This window comes from Corynebacterium auris, from assembly GCF_030408575.1.
Taxonomy (GTDB): domain Bacteria; phylum Actinomycetota; class Actinomycetes; order Mycobacteriales; family Mycobacteriaceae; genus Corynebacterium; species Corynebacterium auris.
In genome coordinates this window covers 1,868,986-1,887,698 of record NZ_CP047047.1, presented here as the reverse complement: position 1 = coordinate 1,887,698, position 18,713 = coordinate 1,868,986, and the positions used below count along the sequence as shown (strand labels likewise).

At 66.5% G+C, this 18,713-nt stretch carries 17 protein-coding genes and 1 pseudogene; 13 read left to right on the top strand and 5 right to left on the bottom strand.

Annotation, left to right across the window (positions count from 1 at the left end; genetic code table 11):
• The first annotated feature begins 17 nt into the window (after positions 1–17).
• Entirely contained in the window at positions 18–776 is a 759-nt protein-coding gene (locus tag CAURIS_RS09035) for a fructosamine kinase family protein (RefSeq protein ID WP_290341729.1), read from the top strand.
• On the opposite strand, the gene nadE is transcribed toward CAURIS_RS09035, so the two are convergent.
• Entirely contained in the window at positions 773–1,621 is an 849-nt protein-coding gene (nadE, locus tag CAURIS_RS09030; protein ID WP_494337241.1) for an NAD(+) synthase, read from the bottom strand. The genes CAURIS_RS09035 and nadE overlap by 4 nt on opposite strands.
• A 149-nt stretch (positions 1,622–1,770) precedes the next feature.
• Here nadE and ykgO point away from each other — a divergent pair, with 149 nt between their 5' ends.
• The 4 genes from ykgO to nrdE all read left to right on the top strand — a co-directional run bounded on the left by ykgO (position 1,771) and on the right by nrdE (position 5,187).
• Positions 1,771–1,893 (top strand): type B 50S ribosomal protein L36, encoded by a 123-nt coding sequence (gene ykgO, locus CAURIS_RS09025; RefSeq protein WP_012732041.1) that lies wholly within the window; start codon positions 1,771–1,773, stop codon positions 1,891–1,893.
• A gap of 282 nt (positions 1,894–2,175) precedes the next feature.
• On the top strand, positions 2,176–2,406 hold the full coding sequence (gene nrdH, locus CAURIS_RS09020; protein ID WP_290341727.1) for a glutaredoxin-like protein NrdH: 231 nt from the start codon (positions 2,176–2,178) through the stop codon (positions 2,404–2,406).
• 65 nt (positions 2,407–2,471) lie between these two features.
• Complete coding sequence (gene nrdI / locus CAURIS_RS09015) at positions 2,472–3,008, top strand: class Ib ribonucleoside-diphosphate reductase assembly flavoprotein NrdI (protein ID WP_290341726.1); 537 nt, start codon at positions 2,472–2,474, stop codon at positions 3,006–3,008.
• Between the two features lie 13 nt (positions 3,009–3,021).
• Entirely contained in the window at positions 3,022–5,187 is a 2,166-nt protein-coding gene (gene nrdE / locus CAURIS_RS09010) for a class 1b ribonucleoside-diphosphate reductase subunit alpha (RefSeq protein ID WP_290341725.1), read from the top strand.
• Positions 5,188–5,194: 7 nt separating this feature from the next.
• Here nrdE and CAURIS_RS09005 read toward each other — a convergent pair whose 3' ends face one another.
• The gene (locus CAURIS_RS09005; protein ID WP_290341724.1) at positions 5,195–5,947 is read right to left on the bottom strand and encodes a FadR/GntR family transcriptional regulator; all 753 of its coding nucleotides are present in this window, start codon (positions 5,945–5,947) and stop codon (positions 5,195–5,197) included.
• 151 nt (positions 5,948–6,098) lie between these two features.
• On the opposite strand from CAURIS_RS09005, the gene nrdF reads away from it, so the two are divergent.
• Both nrdF and ctaD read left to right on the top strand, forming a co-directional pair.
• On the top strand, positions 6,099–7,118 hold the full coding sequence (gene nrdF / locus CAURIS_RS09000) for a class 1b ribonucleoside-diphosphate reductase subunit beta (RefSeq protein WP_290341723.1): 1,020 nt from the start codon (positions 6,099–6,101) through the stop codon (positions 7,116–7,118).
• A 273-nt stretch (positions 7,119–7,391) separates the two neighbouring features.
• Positions 7,392–9,182, top strand: coding sequence for an aa3-type cytochrome oxidase subunit I (gene ctaD, locus CAURIS_RS08995; RefSeq protein ID WP_290341722.1), 1,791 nt, complete (start codon positions 7,392–7,394; stop codon positions 9,180–9,182).
• A gap of 77 nt (positions 9,183–9,259) precedes the next feature.
• On the opposite strand, the pseudogene CAURIS_RS08990 reads toward ctaD, so the two are convergent.
• Positions 9,260–10,520, bottom strand: a pseudogene (locus CAURIS_RS08990) (IS3 family transposase).
• Between the two features lie 189 nt (positions 10,521–10,709).
• Between CAURIS_RS08990 and serB the strand changes: the two are divergent.
• Together serB and CAURIS_RS08980 are read left to right on the top strand one after the other, a co-directional pair.
• Entirely contained in the window at positions 10,710–11,963 is a 1,254-nt protein-coding gene (gene serB / locus CAURIS_RS08985) for a phosphoserine phosphatase SerB (protein WP_290341721.1), read from the top strand.
• Positions 11,963–12,709: an aminoacyl-tRNA hydrolase gene (locus tag CAURIS_RS08980; RefSeq protein ID WP_290341720.1), complete on the top strand. Its 747-nt coding sequence runs from the start codon at positions 11,963–11,965 to the stop codon at positions 12,707–12,709. Before serB ends, CAURIS_RS08980 begins: the two co-directional genes overlap by 1 nt.
• Here the strand turns inward: CAURIS_RS08980 and CAURIS_RS08975 are convergent.
• Together CAURIS_RS08975 and CAURIS_RS08970 are read right to left on the bottom strand one after the other, a co-directional pair.
• A complete protein-coding gene (locus CAURIS_RS08975) occupies positions 12,669–14,630 on the bottom strand; it encodes an ATP-dependent DNA helicase (protein ID WP_290341719.1) in 1,962 nt (653 codons plus the stop codon). The two genes, CAURIS_RS08980 and CAURIS_RS08975, sit on opposite strands and share 41 nt — an antisense overlap.
• A gap of 19 nt (positions 14,631–14,649) precedes the next feature.
• Complete coding sequence (locus CAURIS_RS08970) at positions 14,650–15,987, bottom strand: nicotinate phosphoribosyltransferase (RefSeq protein WP_290341718.1); 1,338 nt, start codon at positions 15,985–15,987, stop codon at positions 14,650–14,652.
• Between the two features lie 153 nt (positions 15,988–16,140).
• Here CAURIS_RS08970 and clpS point away from each other — a divergent pair, with 153 nt between their 5' ends.
• From clpS to CAURIS_RS08950, 4 genes are read left to right on the top strand one after another with little or no spacing between them, the layout of a single operon-like run.
• Complete coding sequence (gene clpS, locus CAURIS_RS08965) at positions 16,141–16,440, top strand: ATP-dependent Clp protease adapter ClpS (RefSeq protein WP_290343368.1); 300 nt, start codon at positions 16,141–16,143, stop codon at positions 16,438–16,440.
• A 32-nt stretch (positions 16,441–16,472) separates the two neighbouring features.
• Positions 16,473–17,012 carry a DUF2017 domain-containing protein gene (locus tag CAURIS_RS08960; RefSeq protein ID WP_290341717.1) on the top strand — a complete coding sequence of 180 codons (540 nt, stop codon included), beginning with the start codon at positions 16,473–16,475 and terminating at the stop codon, positions 17,010–17,012.
• A gap of 19 nt (positions 17,013–17,031) precedes the next feature.
• Positions 17,032–18,003, top strand: a complete 972-nt coding sequence (locus CAURIS_RS08955) for a P1 family peptidase (protein ID WP_290341716.1) — start codon at positions 17,032–17,034, stop codon at positions 18,001–18,003.
• Positions 18,004–18,049: 46 nt separating this feature from the next.
• Complete coding sequence (locus CAURIS_RS08950) at positions 18,050–18,694, top strand: rhomboid family intramembrane serine protease (protein WP_435384045.1); 645 nt, start codon at positions 18,050–18,052, stop codon at positions 18,692–18,694.
• Positions 18,695–18,713: the final 19 nt, after the last annotated feature.

Genomic DNA, 18,713 nt, shown 5'->3' with positions numbered 1-18,713 from the left:
GCGTAGCCTGGCGAGGTATGTCCAGAGAGTTCACGAAAACAGCAAGCGCGCCAGGGGCCGCGGCCGCGGAGGCGGCCTACCTGAGGTGGCTGCGCGAGGGCAGCGAGGCGGTCGTCGAGGTCTACGCGCTCGACGAGGAAGCCAACACGCTCACCATCGAACGGGTGGACACGGCCCGCCCGACGGCAGAGGCGGCGCGGCGCGCCGGGCGGGAGCTGGCGGCGATCCACGCGAGGGGCGCCGCGGCCTTCGGGGCCCCACCGCCGGACTGGGAGGGGCCGAACTTCATCGGCCGTGCCGAGCAGGAGTGCACGCCGAAGAAGCGCTGGGCCGAGTTTTACGTGTACCAGCGGGTGTTGCCGTTCGCGGAGAAGGCCCAGGCTGCGGGCAGACTCTCCGAGGCGGACTATGGAGTGGTCAAGCGGGCGTGCGACGCGCTACTCGCGGAGGACGAGGACGCCCCGCTCGCGCGCATCCACGGCGACCTGTGGTCGGGCAACCTGCTCTTTTCCCCCGCCGGTCCGCGGTTTATCGACCCAGCGGCGCACGGCGGGCACCCGCTGACGGACATCGCGATGCTGGAGCTGTTCGGCGCGCCGTACCTCGAGGAAATCTGCGAGGGCTACCTCGAGGCCGGAGATGCCGGGCAAAGGTGGCGCGAGCGCATCCCGGTTCACCAGCTGCACCCACTCGCGGTGCACGCCTACACCCACGGCCCCTCGTACGGCCGGGCACTCGCGGACACGGCGCGCCGGGCGCTGGAGGTGATCGGCTAGCGCCACCACCCGTCGCGGGGCCCGGGCGGCAGGTGGCGTTTGTGCTCGCCTGCGGCCCACAGGCGAGCGAGGCGTTCGCGCGCCTGGGCGGGGACCGCCTTGCCCTCGAGGTAGTCGTCGATGTCGGCGTAGGAGAGGCCGAGGGCGGTTTCGTCGGGCAGCGCGGGCCGGTCCTCCTCGAGGTCGGCGGTGGGGACCTTCTCCCACAGCGCGCGCTCGGCGCCGAGGTGGGCCAGAAGCGCCGCGCCCTGGCGCTTGTTCAGCCCGGCCAGCGGCACGACGTCCGCGGCCCCGTCGCCGAACTTGGTAAAGAAACCGGTGACGTTTTCCGCCGCGTGGTCCGTGCCCACGACCAGCATGCCGCGCTCGCCCGCGATCGCGTACTGCGCGGCCATGCGCAGCCGGGCTTTGACGTTGCCCTTGTTGAAGTCGCCCAGCGCCTCCAGCCCGAGCGCGTGGGCCACGGCGTCGGACAGCGCGGCCGTGGCGTCCCGGATGTTGACGGTGACGCTCTCGTCGGGACGGATGAACGCCAGTGCCGCCTGCGCGTCCGATTCGTCGGACTGCACGCCGTGGGGCAGCCGCACCGCGACAAACGTCGCCTCCGCTCCGCTCGCTCGGCGCTTCTCGACGGCCAACTGGGCGAGCCGCCCCGCCAGCGTCGAATCCTGGCCGCCCGAGATGCCTAGAACAAAGCCTCGTGCCCCGGTGGCCGCGAGGTAGTCGGCGAGGAAGGCGACGCGCCTGTCCACCTCCGCGGCCGGCTCGATTGCGGGCGCGACGCCGAGGGTGGTGATGATGTGGGACTGAAGGTTGTCGGGGAGGTTGTCGGGCTGCGTGGACATGGCCGCCATCCTAGCGCGCTCGCGCGCAGTGGCATTTTGAGCACAGGTCGTTGTCGGGTAATATGACCTGCCGTGTCGCGACCCGTTGCCCCGCGCCGGGGCGGGCCGCTTGAAAAAGTATGAAACCTCACCCAGGAAAGGAGCGCCCGATGAAGGTTCGCAAGTCGCTTCGGTCGCTGAAGAACAAGCCGGGCGCCCAGGTTGTGCGCCGCCACGGCAAGGTTTTCGTGATCAACAAGAAAGATCCGCGCTTCAAGGCCCGCCAGGGCTAGTAGCGCCGGTTCCCGGCCGACCCCGCTTCTCCCGCTGTGGAGGGGCGGGGTTTTTCGTTGCGCAGGTTTTTCGGGTGCCGGGCTCAGGTGGTCATATCGAACTACATGTGGGTGATTACCGGGCGGTGTCCTGGGAATACCAGAGGTGTAACTACTACATGTAGTATCGGTTGCCAACGTATGGCACAAAGTATAGTGTTTAGGAGGTAAACGCCGACGGGTTCGGCGCACAACAGAACAGCCCGAATCGTCCGTACATCGCACAGAAAGAGCCAACAGGTTATGTCCATCACCGTCTACACCAAGCCCGCCTGCGTCCAGTGCACCGCCACCAAGAAGGCCTTGGACAAGGCCGGCCTCGAGTACACCCTCGTGGACATCTCCGTCGACGACGAGGCGCGCGACTACGTCATGGCGCTCGGTTATCTGCAGGCCCCCGTCGTCGAGGTCAACGGCGAGCACTGGTCGGGCTTCCGCCCCGATCGCATCCGCGGCCTTCAGGCGGCCGCCTAACCGCCCGTCCGCCGCCGCAGCCGTCGCCGCCGGGGGCGGCTTTTTCGCGTGAGGTATCGCTGCACATGCTTATCGTCTATTTCTCCTCGGCCACGGAAAATACGAAGCGCTTCGTAGACAAGGTGGGCCTTCCCGCCGCGCGGATCCCGCTGCGCAGGCAGGACGGGGAGCTCACGGTCACCGAGCCCTACGTGCTCATCTGTCCCACGTACGGCGGCGGGGCGTCGATTAGCCGCGATAACACTCGGCCGGTGCCCAGGCAGGTCATCCGGTTCCTCAACAACGAACACAACCGCGGCCTCATGCGCGGCGTGATCGCGGCGGGCAACTCGAACTTCGGGCCGGACTACTGTCTGGCCGGCGATGTAATATCGGCCAAGTGTAAGGTCCCTTACCTTTTCCGCTTTGAGCTCATGGGGGCGGAGGGCGACGCAGCGCACGTGCGCGAGCAGCTCATCACCCACGCCGAGCGGCTGGGTTTGGAGCCGGCGGCTCCCGGGGACGTCGATAAGCTCGCGGCGAAAGCCGACGCCGCAGAGGACGAAAGCGCGCGGCGCCTGGCGCGCCTGCGCGAGAAGTACAGCACGAGAAGAACAGCATAGGAGCGTTAACGAAGTGTCCACCCCCACCACCGAAAAGCACGGCAAGAGCGTTCCTGAGCCGGCGGATCAGCTCGACTACCACGCCCTCAACGCCCTGCTGAACCTCTACGACGAAAACGGTCAGATCCAGTTCGACAAGGACCGCGAGGCGGCGAACCAGTACTTCCTCCAGCACGTCAACCAGAACACCGTCTACTTCCACGACCTGGAAGAAAAGATGCGCTACCTGGTGGACAACAACTACTACGAGCCCCACGTCGTCGACGCCTACGAGTGGGACTTTGTCAAGGACACGTTCAAGCGCGCCTACTCCTACAAGTTCCGCTTCCAGTCGTTTCTTGGGGCCTACAAGTACTACACCTCCTACACGCTGAAGACCTTCGACGGGCGCCGCTACCTCGAGCGCTTCGAGGACCGCGTGGCCATGACCGCGCTCTTTTTGGCCCGCGGCAATGAGAAGCTGGCCAGCGCGCTCGTGGACGAAATCATGACCGGCCGCTTCCAGCCCGCCACGCCGACCTTCCTCAACGCCGGCAAGGCGCAGCGCGGCGAGCTCGTCTCGTGCTTCCTGCTGCGCATCGAGGACAACATGGAGTCCATCGGCCGCGCGATTAACTCCTCTCTGCAGCTGTCCAAGCGCGGCGGCGGCGTGGCGCTGCTGCTGTCCAACATCCGTGAGTCCGGCGCCCCGATCAAGCACATCGAGAACCAGTCCTCCGGGGTGATTCCGGTGATGAAGCTGCTCGAGGACTCCTTCTCCTACGCCAACCAGCTCGGCGCGCGCCAGGGCGCGGGTGCCGTCTACCTCAACGCGCACCACCCGGACATCCTGAGCTTTTTGGACACCAAGCGCGAGAACGCGGACGAAAAGATCCGCATCAAGACGCTCTCGCTCGGCGTGGTCATCCCCGACATCACCTTCGAGCTGGCCAAGCGCAACGACGACATGTACCTGTTCTCCCCTTACGACGTCGAGCGGGTCTACGGCGTGCCGTTTGCCGACCTGTCCATCACAGAGAAGTACGAGGAGATGGTGGAGGACCCGCGTATCCGCAAAACCAAGATCAACGCGCGCCAGTTCTTCCAGACCATCGCGGAGATCCAGTTCGAGTCCGGCTACCCCTACATCATGTTCGAGGACACGGCGAACCGGGCGAACCCGGTCAAGACCGGCCGCATCAACATGTCCAATCTCTGCTCGGAGATCCTACAGGTCAACTCCCCGTCGGTGCTCAACGAGGACCTGAGCTACGCGGAGATCGGCCACGACATTTCGTGCAACCTCGGTTCGCTCAACATCGCCATGGCGATGGATTCGGACGACTTCTCCCGCACCGTCGAGACGGCCATCCGGGGCCTGACCGCCGTCGCGGACTCCACCTCGATCGACTCCGTGCCGCCGGTGCGCGAGGGCAACGACGCCTCGCACGCGATCGGTCTGGGCCAGATGAACCTGCACGGCTACCTCGGCCGCGAGCACATTGAGTACGGCTCCGAGGAAGGCCTCGACTTCACCAACGCCTACTTCGCCGCCGTCATGTACGAGGCAATCAAGGCCTCCCACGCCATCGCGGTGGAAAAGGGCGAGGCCTTCGAGGACTTCGCGGCCTCCGAGTACGCCACCGGCGAGTTCTTCGACCGCTACGACCCGGCCGACTTCCAGCCGAAGACGGAGAAGGTCAAGGCGCTGTTTGCCAAGTCCACGGCGGCGGTGCCGACGGCGCAGGAGTGGGCCCAGCTCAAGGACGACGTCGCTCGCGACGGCATCTACAACCGCTACCTCCAGGCGGTCCCGCCGACCGGCTCGATCTCCTACATCAACAACTCGACCTCCTCGATCCACCCGATCGCGTCGAAGATCGAGATCCGCAAGGAGGGCAAGATCGGCCGCGTTTACTACCCGGCGCCCCACATGGACAACGAGAACATCGAGTACTTCAAGGACGCCTACGAGATCGGCTACGAGAAGATCATCGACACCTACGCCGTGGCCACGAAGTACGTCGACCAGGGCCTGTCGTTGACCCTGTTCTTCAAGGACACGGTGACCACCCGCGACATCAACCGCGCCCAGATCTACGCCTGGCGCAACGGGATCAAATCGCTCTACTACATCCGCCTGCGCCAGATGGCGCTCGAGGGCACCGAGATCGAGGGCTGCGTGTCCTGCATGCTCTAGGGCATGCTTAGCGACGCCCCGCGGGCTTGCCCCCGAAAATGGTGTCCCAGAACTCGTGCATGATCCGGCGCGAGGCGTTCTCGGCGGCCTCGCGGTCTCCGGCGGCGATCGCGTGGGCAACCTCGGTGTGCGCCTGGCGCGAGGTTGCGGAGGGGATCACCGGCAGATCGCCGTAGATCGTGCGTGCCTCCAGCTGAACCAACACCGAGCAGGCCAGCGCGGCGAACATGCGGTTGCCCGAGGCCTCCAGCACGAGGGTGTGGTAGCGCTTGTCCAGCTCCAGATACGCCGCGCGCACGAGGTCGGAGTCCGCGTCGGAGCGCGCGGCCAGGTCCTCCATTTTCATGGCCAAATCCGTGAGCTCCCGGGCCTGCTCGACCGTGGCGTTGCGGGTGGCGATGCCCGCCGCGAGCGGCTCCACCGCGTAGCGCAGCTGGTTGAGCTCATAGAGCTGGCGCGAACGCTGGTTGCTCGCCGACCAGCGCCATTTGATCACCGCCTGGTCGAACACAGCCCACTCGCTTTCCGGCAGCACCCGGATACCCACGCGGCGCGAGGAAGTGACCAGGCCGAGCTGCTCGAGCGCGCGCATGACCTCGCGCGCGACCGTGCGCGAGATGTTGAACCGGTTAGACAGGTCCTGCAGGGTAAACGTCTCGTCCTCGGCGATGAGGCCGGAGACGATCTCCTGGCCTAGCTGGTCCAGAACAGTAGTGAGCAGGGGAGTAACGCCTCCCCGGGAAACGCGCGAGACGGTCATGGCGGCACCTCAGTTTCTTTATCGTGTTGATTTATCACGGTTTCTTAATTGCAGTGTTTGGTTGGCTCTAAGGTTAACCTGCTTTCTGTGGCGCGGCTGAGTAAGTCACCCTTTTCGAGGGTGCGGGTGGGTCGCGGGGGCGCGTACTAAGATGAGCCGCGTGACTGAGAACGGAACTGACAACGAGCACGAGTACGGCGCCTTCCTCGCCGCCCACCCGGGCCCCGCTCGGGCAATCAACTGGAACGACATCCCGGACGAGAAGGACCTCGAGGTCTGGGACCGGTTGACCGGAAACTTCTGGCTGCCCGAGAAGATTCCGGTCTCGAACGACATTCCGAGCTGGAAGACGCTGACAGCGGAAGAAAAGCTCTCGACCATGCGGGTTTTCGCCAACCTCACCCTGTTGGACACCATCCAGGGCACCGTCGGCGCGGTTTCGCTGCTGCCCGACGCGATGACGCTCCACGAGGAGGCTGTGTACACGAACATCGCCTTCATGGAGTCCGTTCACGCGAAGAGCTACTCCAACATCTTCATGACGCTCGCCTCGACCCCGGAGATCAACGACGCCTTCCGCTGGACCGAGGAAAACGCCGAGGTTCAGCGCAAGGCCAAGATCATCGAGAGCTACTACCGTGGGGACGACCCGCTGAAGAAGAAGGTCGCATCAACCCTGCTCGAGTCCTTCCTCTTCTACTCCGGCTTCTACCTCCCGCTGAACTGGGCTGTGCGCTCCAAGCTCACGAACACCGCCGACATCATCCGCCTGATCATCCGCGACGAGGCGGTGCACGGCTACTACATCGGCTACAAGTACCAGGTGAACCTGCGCCGCGAGACGCAGCAGCGCAAGGACGAGCTGAAGGAATACACCTTCGACCTGCTCTACGACCTCTACGAAAACGAGATCCAGTACACCGAGGACATCTACGACCCGCTGGGCTGGACCGAGGACGTCAAGCGCTTTTTGCGCTACAACGCCAACAAGGCGCTGAACAACCTGGGATACGAGGGTCTGTTCCCGGCGGATGAAACACGGGTCTCGCCGGCGATTCTGGCCTCGCTGTCGCCCAACGCCGACGAAAACCACGACTTCTTCTCCGGCTCGGGCTCCTCCTACGTCATCGGGAAGGCCGAGGACACGCAGGACGACGACTGGGACTTCTAACCAGCTCGGGCCGTCCCGGCTCCCACGAACGGGGTAATCCGCGTTCCAGGCCCGCACGCGGCGACAGCGGGCGATGAGGGGTGTCGGTGCGGGTCGGGCGGGTGGCCCCCCGCTTGTTGCCCCCGGGGTTTACACTCAGTTCTGGAGCCCGCCTGGAAAGGCTGGCAAATCAATGTGCCGATCGCATATGATGATCCGGTATCAGTTGTGGCACGTGCGCCCTCGCCGCTGCGGAGCGACGGTGGTTACCGTGCCGTTAGTCAGGAGGAAGACATGACCGCAGTGGCGCCTAGGCTGGACAATTACGTCCCGCCGACACGTCCGGAGCCGACGGGCAACGCCCGCAAAGGCTCCAAACTTTACAATCTGCTGACCACGACTGACCACAAGACGCTGGGCATTTACTACATCATCATGTCCTTCGTCTGGTTCTTCGTCGGTGGCCTGATGGCGCTGCTGATCCGCGCCGAGCTGTTCAGCCCGGGTCTGCAGTTCCTGTCCAACGAGCAGTTCAATCAGCTGTTCACCATGCACGGCACCGTCATGCTGCTGGCCTTCGGTACGCCGGTGGTGTGGGGCTACGCCAACTTCATCCTGCCGCTGCAGGTCGGCGCGCCGGATGTGTCCTTCCCGCGCCTGAACGCCTTCGGCTTCTGGATCACCCAGGTCGGTGTCCTCGCGATGCTCTCCGGCTTCCTCACCCCGGGCGGCGCGGCGGACTTCGGCTGGACTATGTACATGCCGCTGGCGGACGCCACCCACACCCCGTCCGTTTCGGCGAACCTGTGGATCGTCGGTGTCGGTGCGACCGGTATCGGTACCGTGGCCTCCGCCATCAACATGCTCACGACCGTGCTCACGCTGCGCGCCCCGGGCATGACCATGTTCCGCATGCCGGTGTTCACCTGGACCATCTTCGTCACCTCGATCATCGCGCTGATGATCTTCCCGCTGCTGCTTGCCGCGGCCCTCGGTGTTCTCTACGACCGCCTGCTCGGCGCCCACATCTACGACACCGCCAACGGCGGCGCGATCCTCTGGCAGCACCTGTTCTGGTTCTTCGGCCACCCCGAGGTCTACGTTCTGGCCCTGCCGTTCTTCGGCATGATCTCCGAGATCATCCCGGTGTTCTCCCGGAAGCCGATCTTCGGCTACATCGGCCTCGTCTTCGCCACCCTGGCGATCGCCGGGCTGTCCATGGCGGTGTGGGCGCACCACATGTTCGCCACCGGCGCTGTGCTGCTGCCGTTCTTCTCCTTCATGACCTTCCTCATCTCCGTGCCCACCGGCGTGAAGTTCTTCAACTGGGTGGGCACGATGTGGAACGGCCACCTCACCTTCGAGACGCCGATGCTGTGGGTGATGGGCTTCCTGTTCACCTTCCTCTTCGGCGGTCTGACCGGCATCATGCTGGCCGCCCCGCCGCTGGACTTCCACCTGCACGATTCCTACTTCGTGGTGGCGCACTTCCACTACACCCTCTTCGGCACCGTGGTGTTCTCCGCAATCGCCGGCGTGTACTTCTGGTTCCCGAAGATGACGGGCCGCATGCTCGATGAGCGGCTGGGCAAGATCCACTTCTGGTTCACCTTCATCGGCTTCAACGTCACCTTCCTGGTCCAACACTGGCTGGGCAACATGGGCATGCCGCGCCGCTACGCCGACTACCTCGATAGCGACGGCTTCACCCTGCTGAACCAGGTCTCCACCGTCGGCTCCTTCATCCTGGCCGTGGGCATGCTGCCGTTCATCTGGAACGTGTTCAAGTCCTGGCGCTACGGCGAGATCGTCACCGTCGACGATCCGTGGGGCTACGGCAACTCCCTGGAGTGGGCCACCTCCTGCCCGCCGCCGCGCCACAACTTCACCTCGCTGCCGCGGATCCGCTCCGAGCGCCCGGCGTTCGAGCTGCACTACCCGCACATGGTGGAGCGTCTGCGCCGCGAGGCGCACAGCGGCCACAGCACGGACACGCCGGCCACCTGGAAGGGTGAGTCCCACGAGTTCGACTCCGCCGGCAACCGCGCGGAGGCGGAGGGCAACGCGCAGGACCTGCGCGGCTAGTACCTCCCGGCCTTCCTGACAAACGCGACACCCCCCACCGCTGTGAACTGGCCCCCGAAAGTTGGACTGGTTTAATTCTAGGCGGTTAGGGTTTCAAGGGTCTGATCCCGGTATTGCATCGGGGTCAGGCCCTTGAGTCGTTGTTGGAGGCGTTGCGTGTTGTACCACTGGATGTACTCGTCGACCGCGGCGGTGAATTGCTCAATGTTGTCGAAGACTTCTCCGTGGAACATTTCGGTTTTCAGGTGGCCGAAGAAGTTCTCCATGACTGCGTTGTCGTAGCAATTGCCTTTGCGTGACATTGACTGGACTCCATGGTGCTGGCTAATCAGGGTGCGCCAGGATGAGTGCTGGTATTGGAATCCTTGATCGGTGTGGATCATCCAGCCCGGCTCTGGAGCACACGCTTCGATCGCCTGCGCCAACGAGGCCGAGGTCAAGGCTGTGGTTGGCGATGTGGCCACTGTGTGGGCGACGATTACGCGGTCGAACAGGTCCATCACCGGTGAGAGATACACCTTGCGGCCGGCGACCTTGAACTCGGTGACGTCGCTGACGAAAACAGAGTTGGGTTTATCCGGGGTGAAGTTGCGCTCGAGTGTGTTCTCGGCGATGTGACTGGTGGTGCCTGTGTAGGAGATGTAGGGCCTGCGCTGGCGGATCTTGGCTTTCAAGCCCATCTCGCGCATGAGCTTTAAGACAAGTTTGTGGTTGACTATCCAGCCCTGGTTCCGAAGGTCGAGCAGTACCCGCCGGTAGCCGTAGCGGTGTTTGTTGCGCTTAAAACTGTCCCGGATCGCCTGTTTGAGCTCGGCATGTTTATCCGGTGCGGTGAGTCGTTTCTGGTGGTAGAAGAATGTCGAGCGTGCCATGCCGGCCGCATCCAGGAGGTACTCCAAGCGGTGGTGTGACTTGAGGATGACGATCGCCTGGGCTTTTAGGCGTGTCCCTGGTTCCTCAAGTCCCGCAATTTTTTTAAGTAGGCGTTTTCCGCTTCCAGCCGTTCAACCTGGCGGCGAAGCTTTTCTTCCTCAGAAAGCACCTTCGGTTTGCCTGAACCTTTCGGCCTGCCCTTCGGCTTCGGGCGCAGAGCCTCGTCGCCGCCTTTGCGCCACTTCATCACCCAGTCCTTGACGAGTTGGTCGGATGAAAGATTGAACTCTCGGGCAAGATCCATCTTCGACTCACCGGCAAGATGACGTTCCACAACCTCCTTCTTCGTCTCGAAGGAGTAGCGCTGCTTGTTCGGTTTCTCCACGAGACATAGCCTGCCACGCAGTTGGAAACGGCGATAGAGGCAGCGCGCTGCATCCCTCGAGACACCGACAACACGAGCAGCGGCTCTGGAACCCATTCCCTGCTCGAAAAGGTCGACTAACTGCTCACGCTGAACTTCACTCAGCGAACTACGTGCTCTCAAAGAACATGCTCCCCACTAGTTGTTAGCAACTGATTTCTCAGTCCAACTAATGGGGAGCAGTTCACTGCGGTGGGGGGTGTCGCGCGTGTGGGGTAGCATTCCCAACCATGACCGCCTTCGAAGTCGAACTGCAGGAGGGGCTGAAACACGCCGTCGTGTCCACCACAGGCCCGGACCGCCCAGGTGTGTCGGCGGCGTTCTTCGCGGTCCTGGCGCAGCACGGGGTCCAGCTTCTCGACGTCTCCCAGGTCGATTTCCGCGGCCGCCTCATGCTGGCCGCCTTCGTGGGCATGGACCCGCTCTCGCTCACCGACGTCGAGCGTGAGCTGCGCGCGGCACTGTGGGAGTACGGCCAAAGGGTGACCATCGAGACGGGCGCGGAGGTCCGCTCGGTTTCCCGGCCCCGCTCCACGCACGTGCTCGTCGCACTCGGCAACCCCGTGACGGCCGGCCAGGTCTCCCGCGTGGGCGAGGCCCTCGCCGCCTACGGGGCGAACATCGACCGGATCCGGGGGATATCGGATTACCCCGTCACGGGCCTGGAGTTTCGCGTCACCCTGGCGGACTACCGCCCGGGCGACGGCAAGCCGATCCGCCAGACGCTCGCCGAACTGTCCGCCGAAGAAGGAATCGACCTCGCCATTGAGCACGCCGGGCTGCACCGCAGAGCCAAGCGCCTCGTGTGCTTCGACTGCGACTCCACGCTGATTACCGGCGAGGTCATTGAGATGCTCGCCGCGCACGCCGGCAGGGAAGCGGAGGTCGCGGAGGTGACCGAGCGCGCCATGCGCGGCGAGCTGGACTTCGAGCAGTCCCTGCGGGAGCGGGTGGCCACGCTGGCGGGCCTCGACGCCGCGGTGATCGACGCGGTGGCCGCCGACATCACGCTCACCCCCGGCGCGCGCACCACTATCCGCACCCTGAACTCGCTGGGCTACCGCACGGCCGTGGTCTCGGGCGGGTTCATCCAGGTCCTCGAGGGCCTGGCCGCCGACCTGGAGCTCGACTACGTGCGGGCCAACACGCTGGAAATCGTGGACGGGAAGCTCACCGGCCGGGTGGTCGGGGAGGTCGTCGATAGGCAGGCGAAGGCCCGCCTGCTCGCGGAGTTCGCGGCCGATTCCGGCCTGTCCATGGCGCAGACGGTGGCCGTCGGCGACGGCGCCAACGACATCGACATGCTCTCTGTCGCCGGGCTCGGTATCGCCTTCAACGCCAAACCCGCTCTGAAGGAGGTGGCGGACGCCTCGGTCAACCACCCCTTCCTCGACTCGGTGCTCTACATGCTGGGCATTCCGCGCGAGGAGATCGACTCCGCCGCCGAGGCCGCCGGCCACGGCGGGAGGGTGGCGCTGCGTTGATGGACGCTCTCAGCGCCGCCCACAGCCTGTTGGCCACCCGACTGGGAGAAAAGCGCCCCGGGCCCCGCGAGGACCCCGCCGATCCGCGGACCGTGCAGGCGATGCAGCTGGTCATCAACCTGCCGAAGCAGGACCCGCCGGCGCGCGCTCAGGTGTTGGCAGACGCCGCGGTGAGCGTCGTGAAGCTGTGCCTTGACCCTCGGGCGGGTGAGGAGGGCTTCTGGCGCGACGGGCTCGAGCGCTGGTACACGCACCGCATCCGCAAGGTCGTGCGCCGCGCCCGCAACAAGGCGTGGCGCGACGTGCAGGCCCTGCCGGGGGTGACCGTGGGCAGCGTGCGCGCCTTCGTCCCCTCGGCGGTGGGGGAAGTCCCCAAAGAAATATCGAAGCTGCAGGTCAAGGGGACCGACCTCGAACCTTCCGAGGCGCTGCTTCGCGACGCCACCCTGCCCACCCTCTACATCAACTCGGACCTGGGCATGAGCGCCGGCAAGGCGGCCGCGCAGGCGGGCCACGCCTCCATGCTGCTCGCGGCGGCGCTGCCGGTGGATAGTGTGCGCGCGTGGGGCCAGCGCGGGTACGCGGTGAACGTGGTGGAGGCGCCCGCCGCTGAGCTGGCGCGCCGCCTGGACGAGGCGGGGGCGGTCGCGGTGCGCGACGCCGGCTTCACCGAGGTCGCCCCGGGCTCTCTTACCGCGGTGGCCGCTAGCGTCCGGCCACGAGGCGCCTCAGCGCCCCGCGGATGACCTCCGGGTCGGTCGTCTGCCAGAAGTCGGGGAGGGAGCGGCGCAGGAAGGAGCCGTAGCGCTTGGTCACCAGGCGGTTGTCGAGCACGGCGACGACGCCCCTGTCGCCGACGGAGCGCAGCAGGCGGCCCGCACCCTGCGCCATGAGCAGCGCCGCGTGGGTGGCGGAGACCTCCATGAAGCCGTTGCGCCCGGCGGCGTCCGCGGCCGCGGCGCGCGCCTGCAGCAGCGGGTCGTCGGGGCGGGGGAAGGGGATCCTGTCGATGAGCACCAGCGACAAAGACGGCCCCGGAACGTCCACGCCCTGCCACAGGGTGAGGGTGCCAAAGAGGCAGACGTTTTCGCTGGCGGCGAACTTTTCCACGAGCGCGCCGGTGGAATCCTCGCCCTGGACGAGGATGGTAAACGGAAGGCGCTTTTTCATCGCCTCGGCCGCCTCCTCGGCGGCGCGGCGCGAGGAGAACAGCCCAAGGGTGCGTCCGCCCGCGGCGGTGATGAGCTCCGCGATCTCGTCGAGGGTCTGCGGGGCCAACCCGTCGCGGCCCGGGGCGGGCAGGTGGCGCGCGGTGTAGAGGATCCCGGAGCGGCGCGGATCAAAGGGGCTGCCGGCGTCGAGGGCGTCCCAGGTACCGCGCGGTAGCCCCCACGCGGCGGCCATGGCGTCGAAGTTGCCGCCGATGCTCAGCGTGGCGGAGGTGAGCACGACGGTGTGCTCGGCGAAGAGGCGCTCGCGCAGCAGCGCGGCGACCGATAGCGGCGCCACGGCGACCGAGTCGCCGTGGTTGGCAGAGCGCGTCAGCCACACGACGTCGGTGTGCTTGGCGGGGTCCACCTCGTCGAAAACCTCGAGGATGCGGACGATGGAGTCGTGCAGGTCCTCCAGGTGGTTCTTCAGGTTTTCGCGCTCGGCGAAGGCCTCCGGGTGGTCGTTGGCCTCGCCCTCGGGACCGCGCGCGATGGCCTCGCGGGTGCGCCACAGCGCGTCGCGCACGGCGACGAAGCCAGTGCGCGCGGGGTCCGAGATGTTCTCCCACCTCCCCGGGTTCTCCAGGTCAATGGCGGCCGTGAAGTCGTCGATCACGCTTTCCAACTCGCCCTTCTTCGCCCCGAGCTTGGCGGCGCGTCTCGACGCCAAAGTCAACGCCCGCGCCGAGATCTCGCTGGTGGCCACCGAGGTGATGCGCCCGTCGAGCTCGTGCGCCTCGTCGATGACGGTGACGGAGTGGGCGGGCAGGATATCGGTATCGGAAAGGGCGTCGATGGCCAGCAGCGCGTGGTTGGTGACCACGATGTCCACGTTGCGGGTGCGCTCCCGGGCGAGCTCGGCGAAACACTCCTCGCCGTGCGGGCAGCGCGCCGCCCCGAGGCATTCGGCGGAGGTGACGGAGACTTGGCGCCAGGCCAGGTCGGGCACACCCGGGTCGAGGTCGTCGCGGTCGCCGGTGTCGGTTTCCTGGGCCCACTCGTTGACCCTTTTGACGTGGCGGCCGAGCCAGGAGATGTCGTCCTCTTCGATGAGCGCCTCCGGGGTGTCCTCGGGAGCGGAGATCTTGTGCAGGCAGACGTAGTTGTTGCGGCCCTTCTGGATGGCGAAGGTCGGGCGGCGCTGGAGGAGCGGCTCGAGGGCGTCGGCAAGCCGCGGCAGGTCTCGCTCAACGAGCTGGCGCTGCAGCGCGATGGTGGCGGTGGAGACGACCACGGGGGAGCCGGTGGCCTGGGCGTGGCGGATGGCGGGGACGAGGTAGGCGAGCGATTTGCCGGTGCCCGTGCCCGCCTGGACCGCGAGGTGGCGCTCCCGGTCCATCGCCTCGGTGACGGCGTTGGCCATGGCCACCTGGCCGGGGCGCTCGGTGCCGCCGAGGGATTCGACGGCCGCGGCCAGAAGGTCGGACGTGCTGATACTCAGGGGCTGCTCACTCACGGAGAACTAGTGTATGGGCTTACTCCGCGGGCTCGGGAAAGCCCACGAAGCGGGTGGGGATGGCGGGTTCGTCGCGCGACAGCGCCAGCCCCTCCCAGGGCAGCGTGGTGCGCGCCTCGGCGAGGTGGGCGCGGGCGTCATCGAGGCCGCCGAGCCCGTCGACGACTCGGCCGTCGCGCACCAGCGGGATGTCCATACGCCGGTATTCCAGGCCCGGTCGCGCCGTGATCTGCGTGTCAAAGGGGCACACCAGCTCGGTGACGGCGACGCCGGAGCCGCGGTAGGCCCGCAGCGCGCTTTTCGTGCCGCCGTAGGTGACCTTTCCGCTCGATCGCTTGGCGACGGGGTGCCCCTCCACCTCCACGAGCTTGTACACCATCCCCGCGGTGGGGGAGCCGGAACCGGTGACGACCGAGGTGCCCACCCCGAAGCCGTCAACGGGGTCGCCGCGCAGGCCCGCGATGGCGAACTCGTCGAGGTCGGAGGAGACGATGATCTTGGTGTTGTAGGCGCCGGCCTCGTCGAGCTGGCTGCGCACCCGCCGGGAGACGATGCCGAGGTCGCCCGAGTCAATGCGCACGGCGCCGAGCTCGGTGCCCGCCGCCGCGAGGGCGTTTTCGACGCCCTTGGTGATGTCGAAGGTGTCCACCAGAAGCGTCGTGCCCGGGCCCAGGGATGCGACCTGGGCGCGGAACGCGGCCCTCTCGTCCGGCGTGCCTTCGTCGTCGACGTGCAGCAGCATCCAGGCGTGGGCCGCCGTGCCCGAGGGCGGAATGCCGTAGCGAGTCGCCGCCTCCATGTTGGAGGTGGTGTCAAAGCCGGCGATGTAGGCGGCGCGGGCCGCGGATACCGCAGCGGCCTCGTTGGTGCGGCGCGAGCCCATCTCCATAATCGGGCGCCCGTCGGCGGCGGTGACCATGCGCGAGGCGGCGGTGGCCACGGCCGAGTCGGAGTTGAGGATCGACAGGATGATCGTCTCTAGGATGACGCATTCCGCGAAGGTGCCGCGCACCGTCATGATGGGGGAGTTGGGGAAATAGAGCTCGCCCTCGCGGTAGCCGTCAATATGGCCGGAAAAGGAGTAGTTGCACAGGTAATCCTTGGCCGCGTCGGACAGGAAATCGGCCGCCTCGAGCTGCTCTTTGGTAAAGCGGAACCGCGACAGCGCGTCGAGGATGCGCGCGGTGCCGGCGACGACCCCGTAGCGCCGCTCGCCGGCGAGCTTGCGGGAGAAGACTTCGAAGGAGCACTGGCGCTCGGCGGTTCCGTCCTGGAGTGCGGCGTCGAGCATGGTCAGCTCGTACATATCGGTAAGAAAAGCCGTCGAGGCGCGGGACTGGGGCGTGGGATTTGTCATAGCAACCCACGTTACCTGCATCACGTAAGGGGGCAGGCCGCGCGCGTGCGCGGTGAATAAATCCCGAACTGCAGGCTAGGGGAGGCAGTGGGTAGGGTGGGCAGCATGATTCCTTCACACGCTTCCGGTGCCCTCCCGGCGGTCGCGCGCGCCATGGGCTCCCCGACGGCGACACCCGACCTGGACGAGCAGATCGAGGTGGACGTCGCCGTCTCCGAGAACTTGCCGTGGATGTGCATCGTGTGGGACGACCCGGTCAACCTGATGAGCTACGTCACCTACGTCTTCCAGACAGTGCTGGGCTACGACCGCAAGCGCGCCAACGAGCTGATGATGCAGGTGCACACCGAGGGCAAGGCCGTCGTCTCCTCGGGTGAGAAGGACAAGGTCGAAGGTGACGTGAAGAAGCTGCACACCGCCGGGCTGTGGGCCACCATGCAGCAGGCCGGTTAAGAGACTGGGTAAGAGAGGGGACGAGGCAAAGAATGCAACCGTGGCGCCGCAAGAAGGGCCTGATGCGCTCGAGCGTGAAGTTTTCCACCCGGTTTGACCCGCTCGAGCGCGAAGTCATCGGGAACCTCACCGCCACCGTGTCCGAGGCGTTGATCTCCCGCGCCCAGTCGGCGCCGAAGGACGAGCTCGCCGAGATGATCGGCCTGGCGGCGGGCCACTCCGAAGCCCCCGAGGACCCGAAGCTGCGCCGCCTGCTGCCCGACTTCCAGCGCGAGGGCGACGAGGAGTTCGACGGCGACGCAGGCCTTCTGCGCAGCCTGCACGAAAACGACATCATCAGGACGAAGCTGATGAACCTGCAGGTGGTCAACCAGGCGCTCGGCCCCACCGGCGGCGTCGACGTCACCATCGAGGAAGACGAGGCGCACAAGTTCCTCGCCGCCGTCAACGACATGCGCCTGTACATCTCCGAAGACGACCGCCCCGGCGAGGCGGCCGAGCAGGACCGCGAACGGCTGCTCGAGTGGCTCGCCTTCTGCCAGGAGTCCCTCCTGGAAGCGATGATGGGGTAGGGCCAACTACAATCCGGCCATGACGGTAAGCAGCGGCCTGACACGCGTACCGGGGGTCCTCCTCGGGCACGCGAGCATGGGGGACACCGGAGTGAGCGCCGTCGTCGCGCGCGAAACGGCGGGCATGCTCGCCGCCGTCGACGTGCGCGGCGGCGGCCCCGGAACCAGGGAAACGGACCTCCTCGCTCCCCACAACACCGTCCAGCGCGTTCACGCGATCATCCTCGCCGGGGGATCGGCCTTCGGCCTGGCGGCGGCGGACGGCGCGATGAGCGAGCTCGAGCGCCGCGGCAGGGGATTTCCGGTGTTCGGGGAGAACGCGCCCGGCCCACGAGTGCCGATCGTCCCGGCGGCGGTCATCTTCGACCTCGTCGTCGGCTCCCCCGGGCACCGCCCCACGGCTGCCGACGGGGCGGCGGCGGTCGCGGCGGCCTTTGCGGGACAGAACGCCGAACAGGAGCCCGCCTCCGGGAGCGTGGGCGCCGGCTGCGGCGCGACCGCGGGGGTGCTGCGCGGCGGCTTCGGGCAGGCGGCGCGCGACGTGTGCGGCCACGTCGTCGCGGCGGGGGTCGTGGCGAACCCGGTCGGCAGCGTCGTCGACCCCGAAACGGGCCTGCTCTACGGCGACGGCGCGCGCCCGGCCGTCAACCTCGCGGAGTTCGCCCGCCTGGACTACCCAAAGCCGCAGCTCAACACCACGATCGGGGTCGTCGCCACCGACGCCCCGCTGCCGCTGGCGCAGCTGCAGCGGCTGGCCATGGCGGGCCACGACGGAATCGCGCGCGCCGTGCGCCCGGCGCACCTGCCCCTGGACGGGGACACGCTGTTCGCCGTCTCGACGGCGGGTGAGGTGGGCGCTGGGGTGGGCGTCGAGAAGCTAGCTGCACTGAGCGCGGCGGCGGCTGAGGCCGTGGAGGCGGCGATCGTCGATGCCGTCGTGAGCGCGCGGCCCGGCTACGGGGTCCCGACATGGAGTGAGCTAACCCACTAAACTGCTCGGTGTGTCTTACTACCAGCCCCCACGGCAGTTCAACGGCCTGCAGCCCCTGTCCTCCGGTCAGGTGAAAAAGACGCGCGCGGAAAAACGCGGGACGGGCCTGCGCTACGCGGTGGGATACCTCGTGGTCATCTGGGCGGTCTTCCTGATCAACTTCGTGTTTTTCGGCGGCCTCCTCAACGCCTTCGGCATCCACCCGCTCGACATCACGGGGCTGCCCGGCATCCTCTTCGCCCCGCTGCTGCACGCGGATCTCAGCCACATCGTGTCCAACAGCGTGCCCGGGGCGATCTTCTGCTTCCTCATCGGCTACTCGGGGTCGAAGGTGTTCTGGGAGGTCACGGCGTTCGCCTGGATCATCGCGGGCGTGGGCACGTGGCTGTTCGGCGGGGTGGGCACTAACCACATCGGCGCCTCCAGCCTCGTCTACGGCTGGCTGACGTACCTGATTATCCGCGGCATCTTCAACCGCTCGCTGGCGCAGATCCTGCTCGGCGTGATCCTGGGCTTCTTCTACTCCGGCCTCATCTGGGGCGTCTTGCCCATCAACCCCGGGGTGAGCTGGCAGGGCCACCTCTTCGGTGCCATCGGCGGGCTAATCGCGGGCATGACGATTACCTCCGACGACCCGCCCGAGCTGGTCGCCCGCCGGCAAAGACGCCAGCTGGAACGGCGCGGGCGCTAGCGCGGGGCGGCCCGGAGTA

What these genes read in the sequence shown, in the direction of transcription:
- CAURIS_RS08955 (WP_290341716.1), top strand. Translation starts at nt 17,032, where the DNA reads ATGACGGTAAGCAGCGGCCTGACACGCGTACCGGGGGTCCTCCTCGGG.
- CAURIS_RS09035 (WP_290341729.1), top strand. Translation starts at nt 18, where the DNA reads ATGTCCAGAGAGTTCACGAAAACAGCAAGCGCGCCAGGGGCCGCGGCC.
- nrdH (WP_290341727.1), top strand. Translation starts at nt 2,176, where the DNA reads ATGTCCATCACCGTCTACACCAAGCCCGCCTGCGTCCAGTGCACCGCC.
- serB (WP_290341721.1), top strand. Translation starts at nt 10,710, where the DNA reads ATGACCGCCTTCGAAGTCGAACTGCAGGAGGGGCTGAAACACGCCGTC.
- clpS (WP_290343368.1), top strand. Translation starts at nt 16,141, where the DNA reads ATGGGCTCCCCGACGGCGACACCCGACCTGGACGAGCAGATCGAGGTG.
- CAURIS_RS08980 (WP_290341720.1), top strand. Translation starts at nt 11,963, where the DNA reads ATGGACGCTCTCAGCGCCGCCCACAGCCTGTTGGCCACCCGACTGGGA.
- ykgO (WP_012732041.1), top strand. Translation starts at nt 1,771, where the DNA reads ATGAAGGTTCGCAAGTCGCTTCGGTCGCTGAAGAACAAGCCGGGCGCC.
- CAURIS_RS08970 (WP_290341718.1), bottom strand. Translation starts at nt 15,987, where the DNA reads ATGACAAATCCCACGCCCCAGTCCCGCGCCTCGACGGCTTTTCTTACC.
- nrdI (WP_290341726.1), top strand. Translation starts at nt 2,472, where the DNA reads ATGCTTATCGTCTATTTCTCCTCGGCCACGGAAAATACGAAGCGCTTC.
- nrdF (WP_290341723.1), top strand. Translation starts at nt 6,099, where the DNA reads ATGAGCCGCGTGACTGAGAACGGAACTGACAACGAGCACGAGTACGGC.
- nadE (WP_494337241.1), bottom strand. Translation starts at nt 1,621, where the DNA reads ATGTCCACGCAGCCCGACAACCTCCCCGACAACCTTCAGTCCCACATC.
- CAURIS_RS08960 (WP_290341717.1), top strand. Translation starts at nt 16,473, where the DNA reads ATGCAACCGTGGCGCCGCAAGAAGGGCCTGATGCGCTCGAGCGTGAAG.
- ctaD (WP_290341722.1), top strand. Translation starts at nt 7,392, where the DNA reads ATGACCGCAGTGGCGCCTAGGCTGGACAATTACGTCCCGCCGACACGT.
- CAURIS_RS09005 (WP_290341724.1), bottom strand. Translation starts at nt 5,947, where the DNA reads ATGACCGTCTCGCGCGTTTCCCGGGGAGGCGTTACTCCCCTGCTCACT.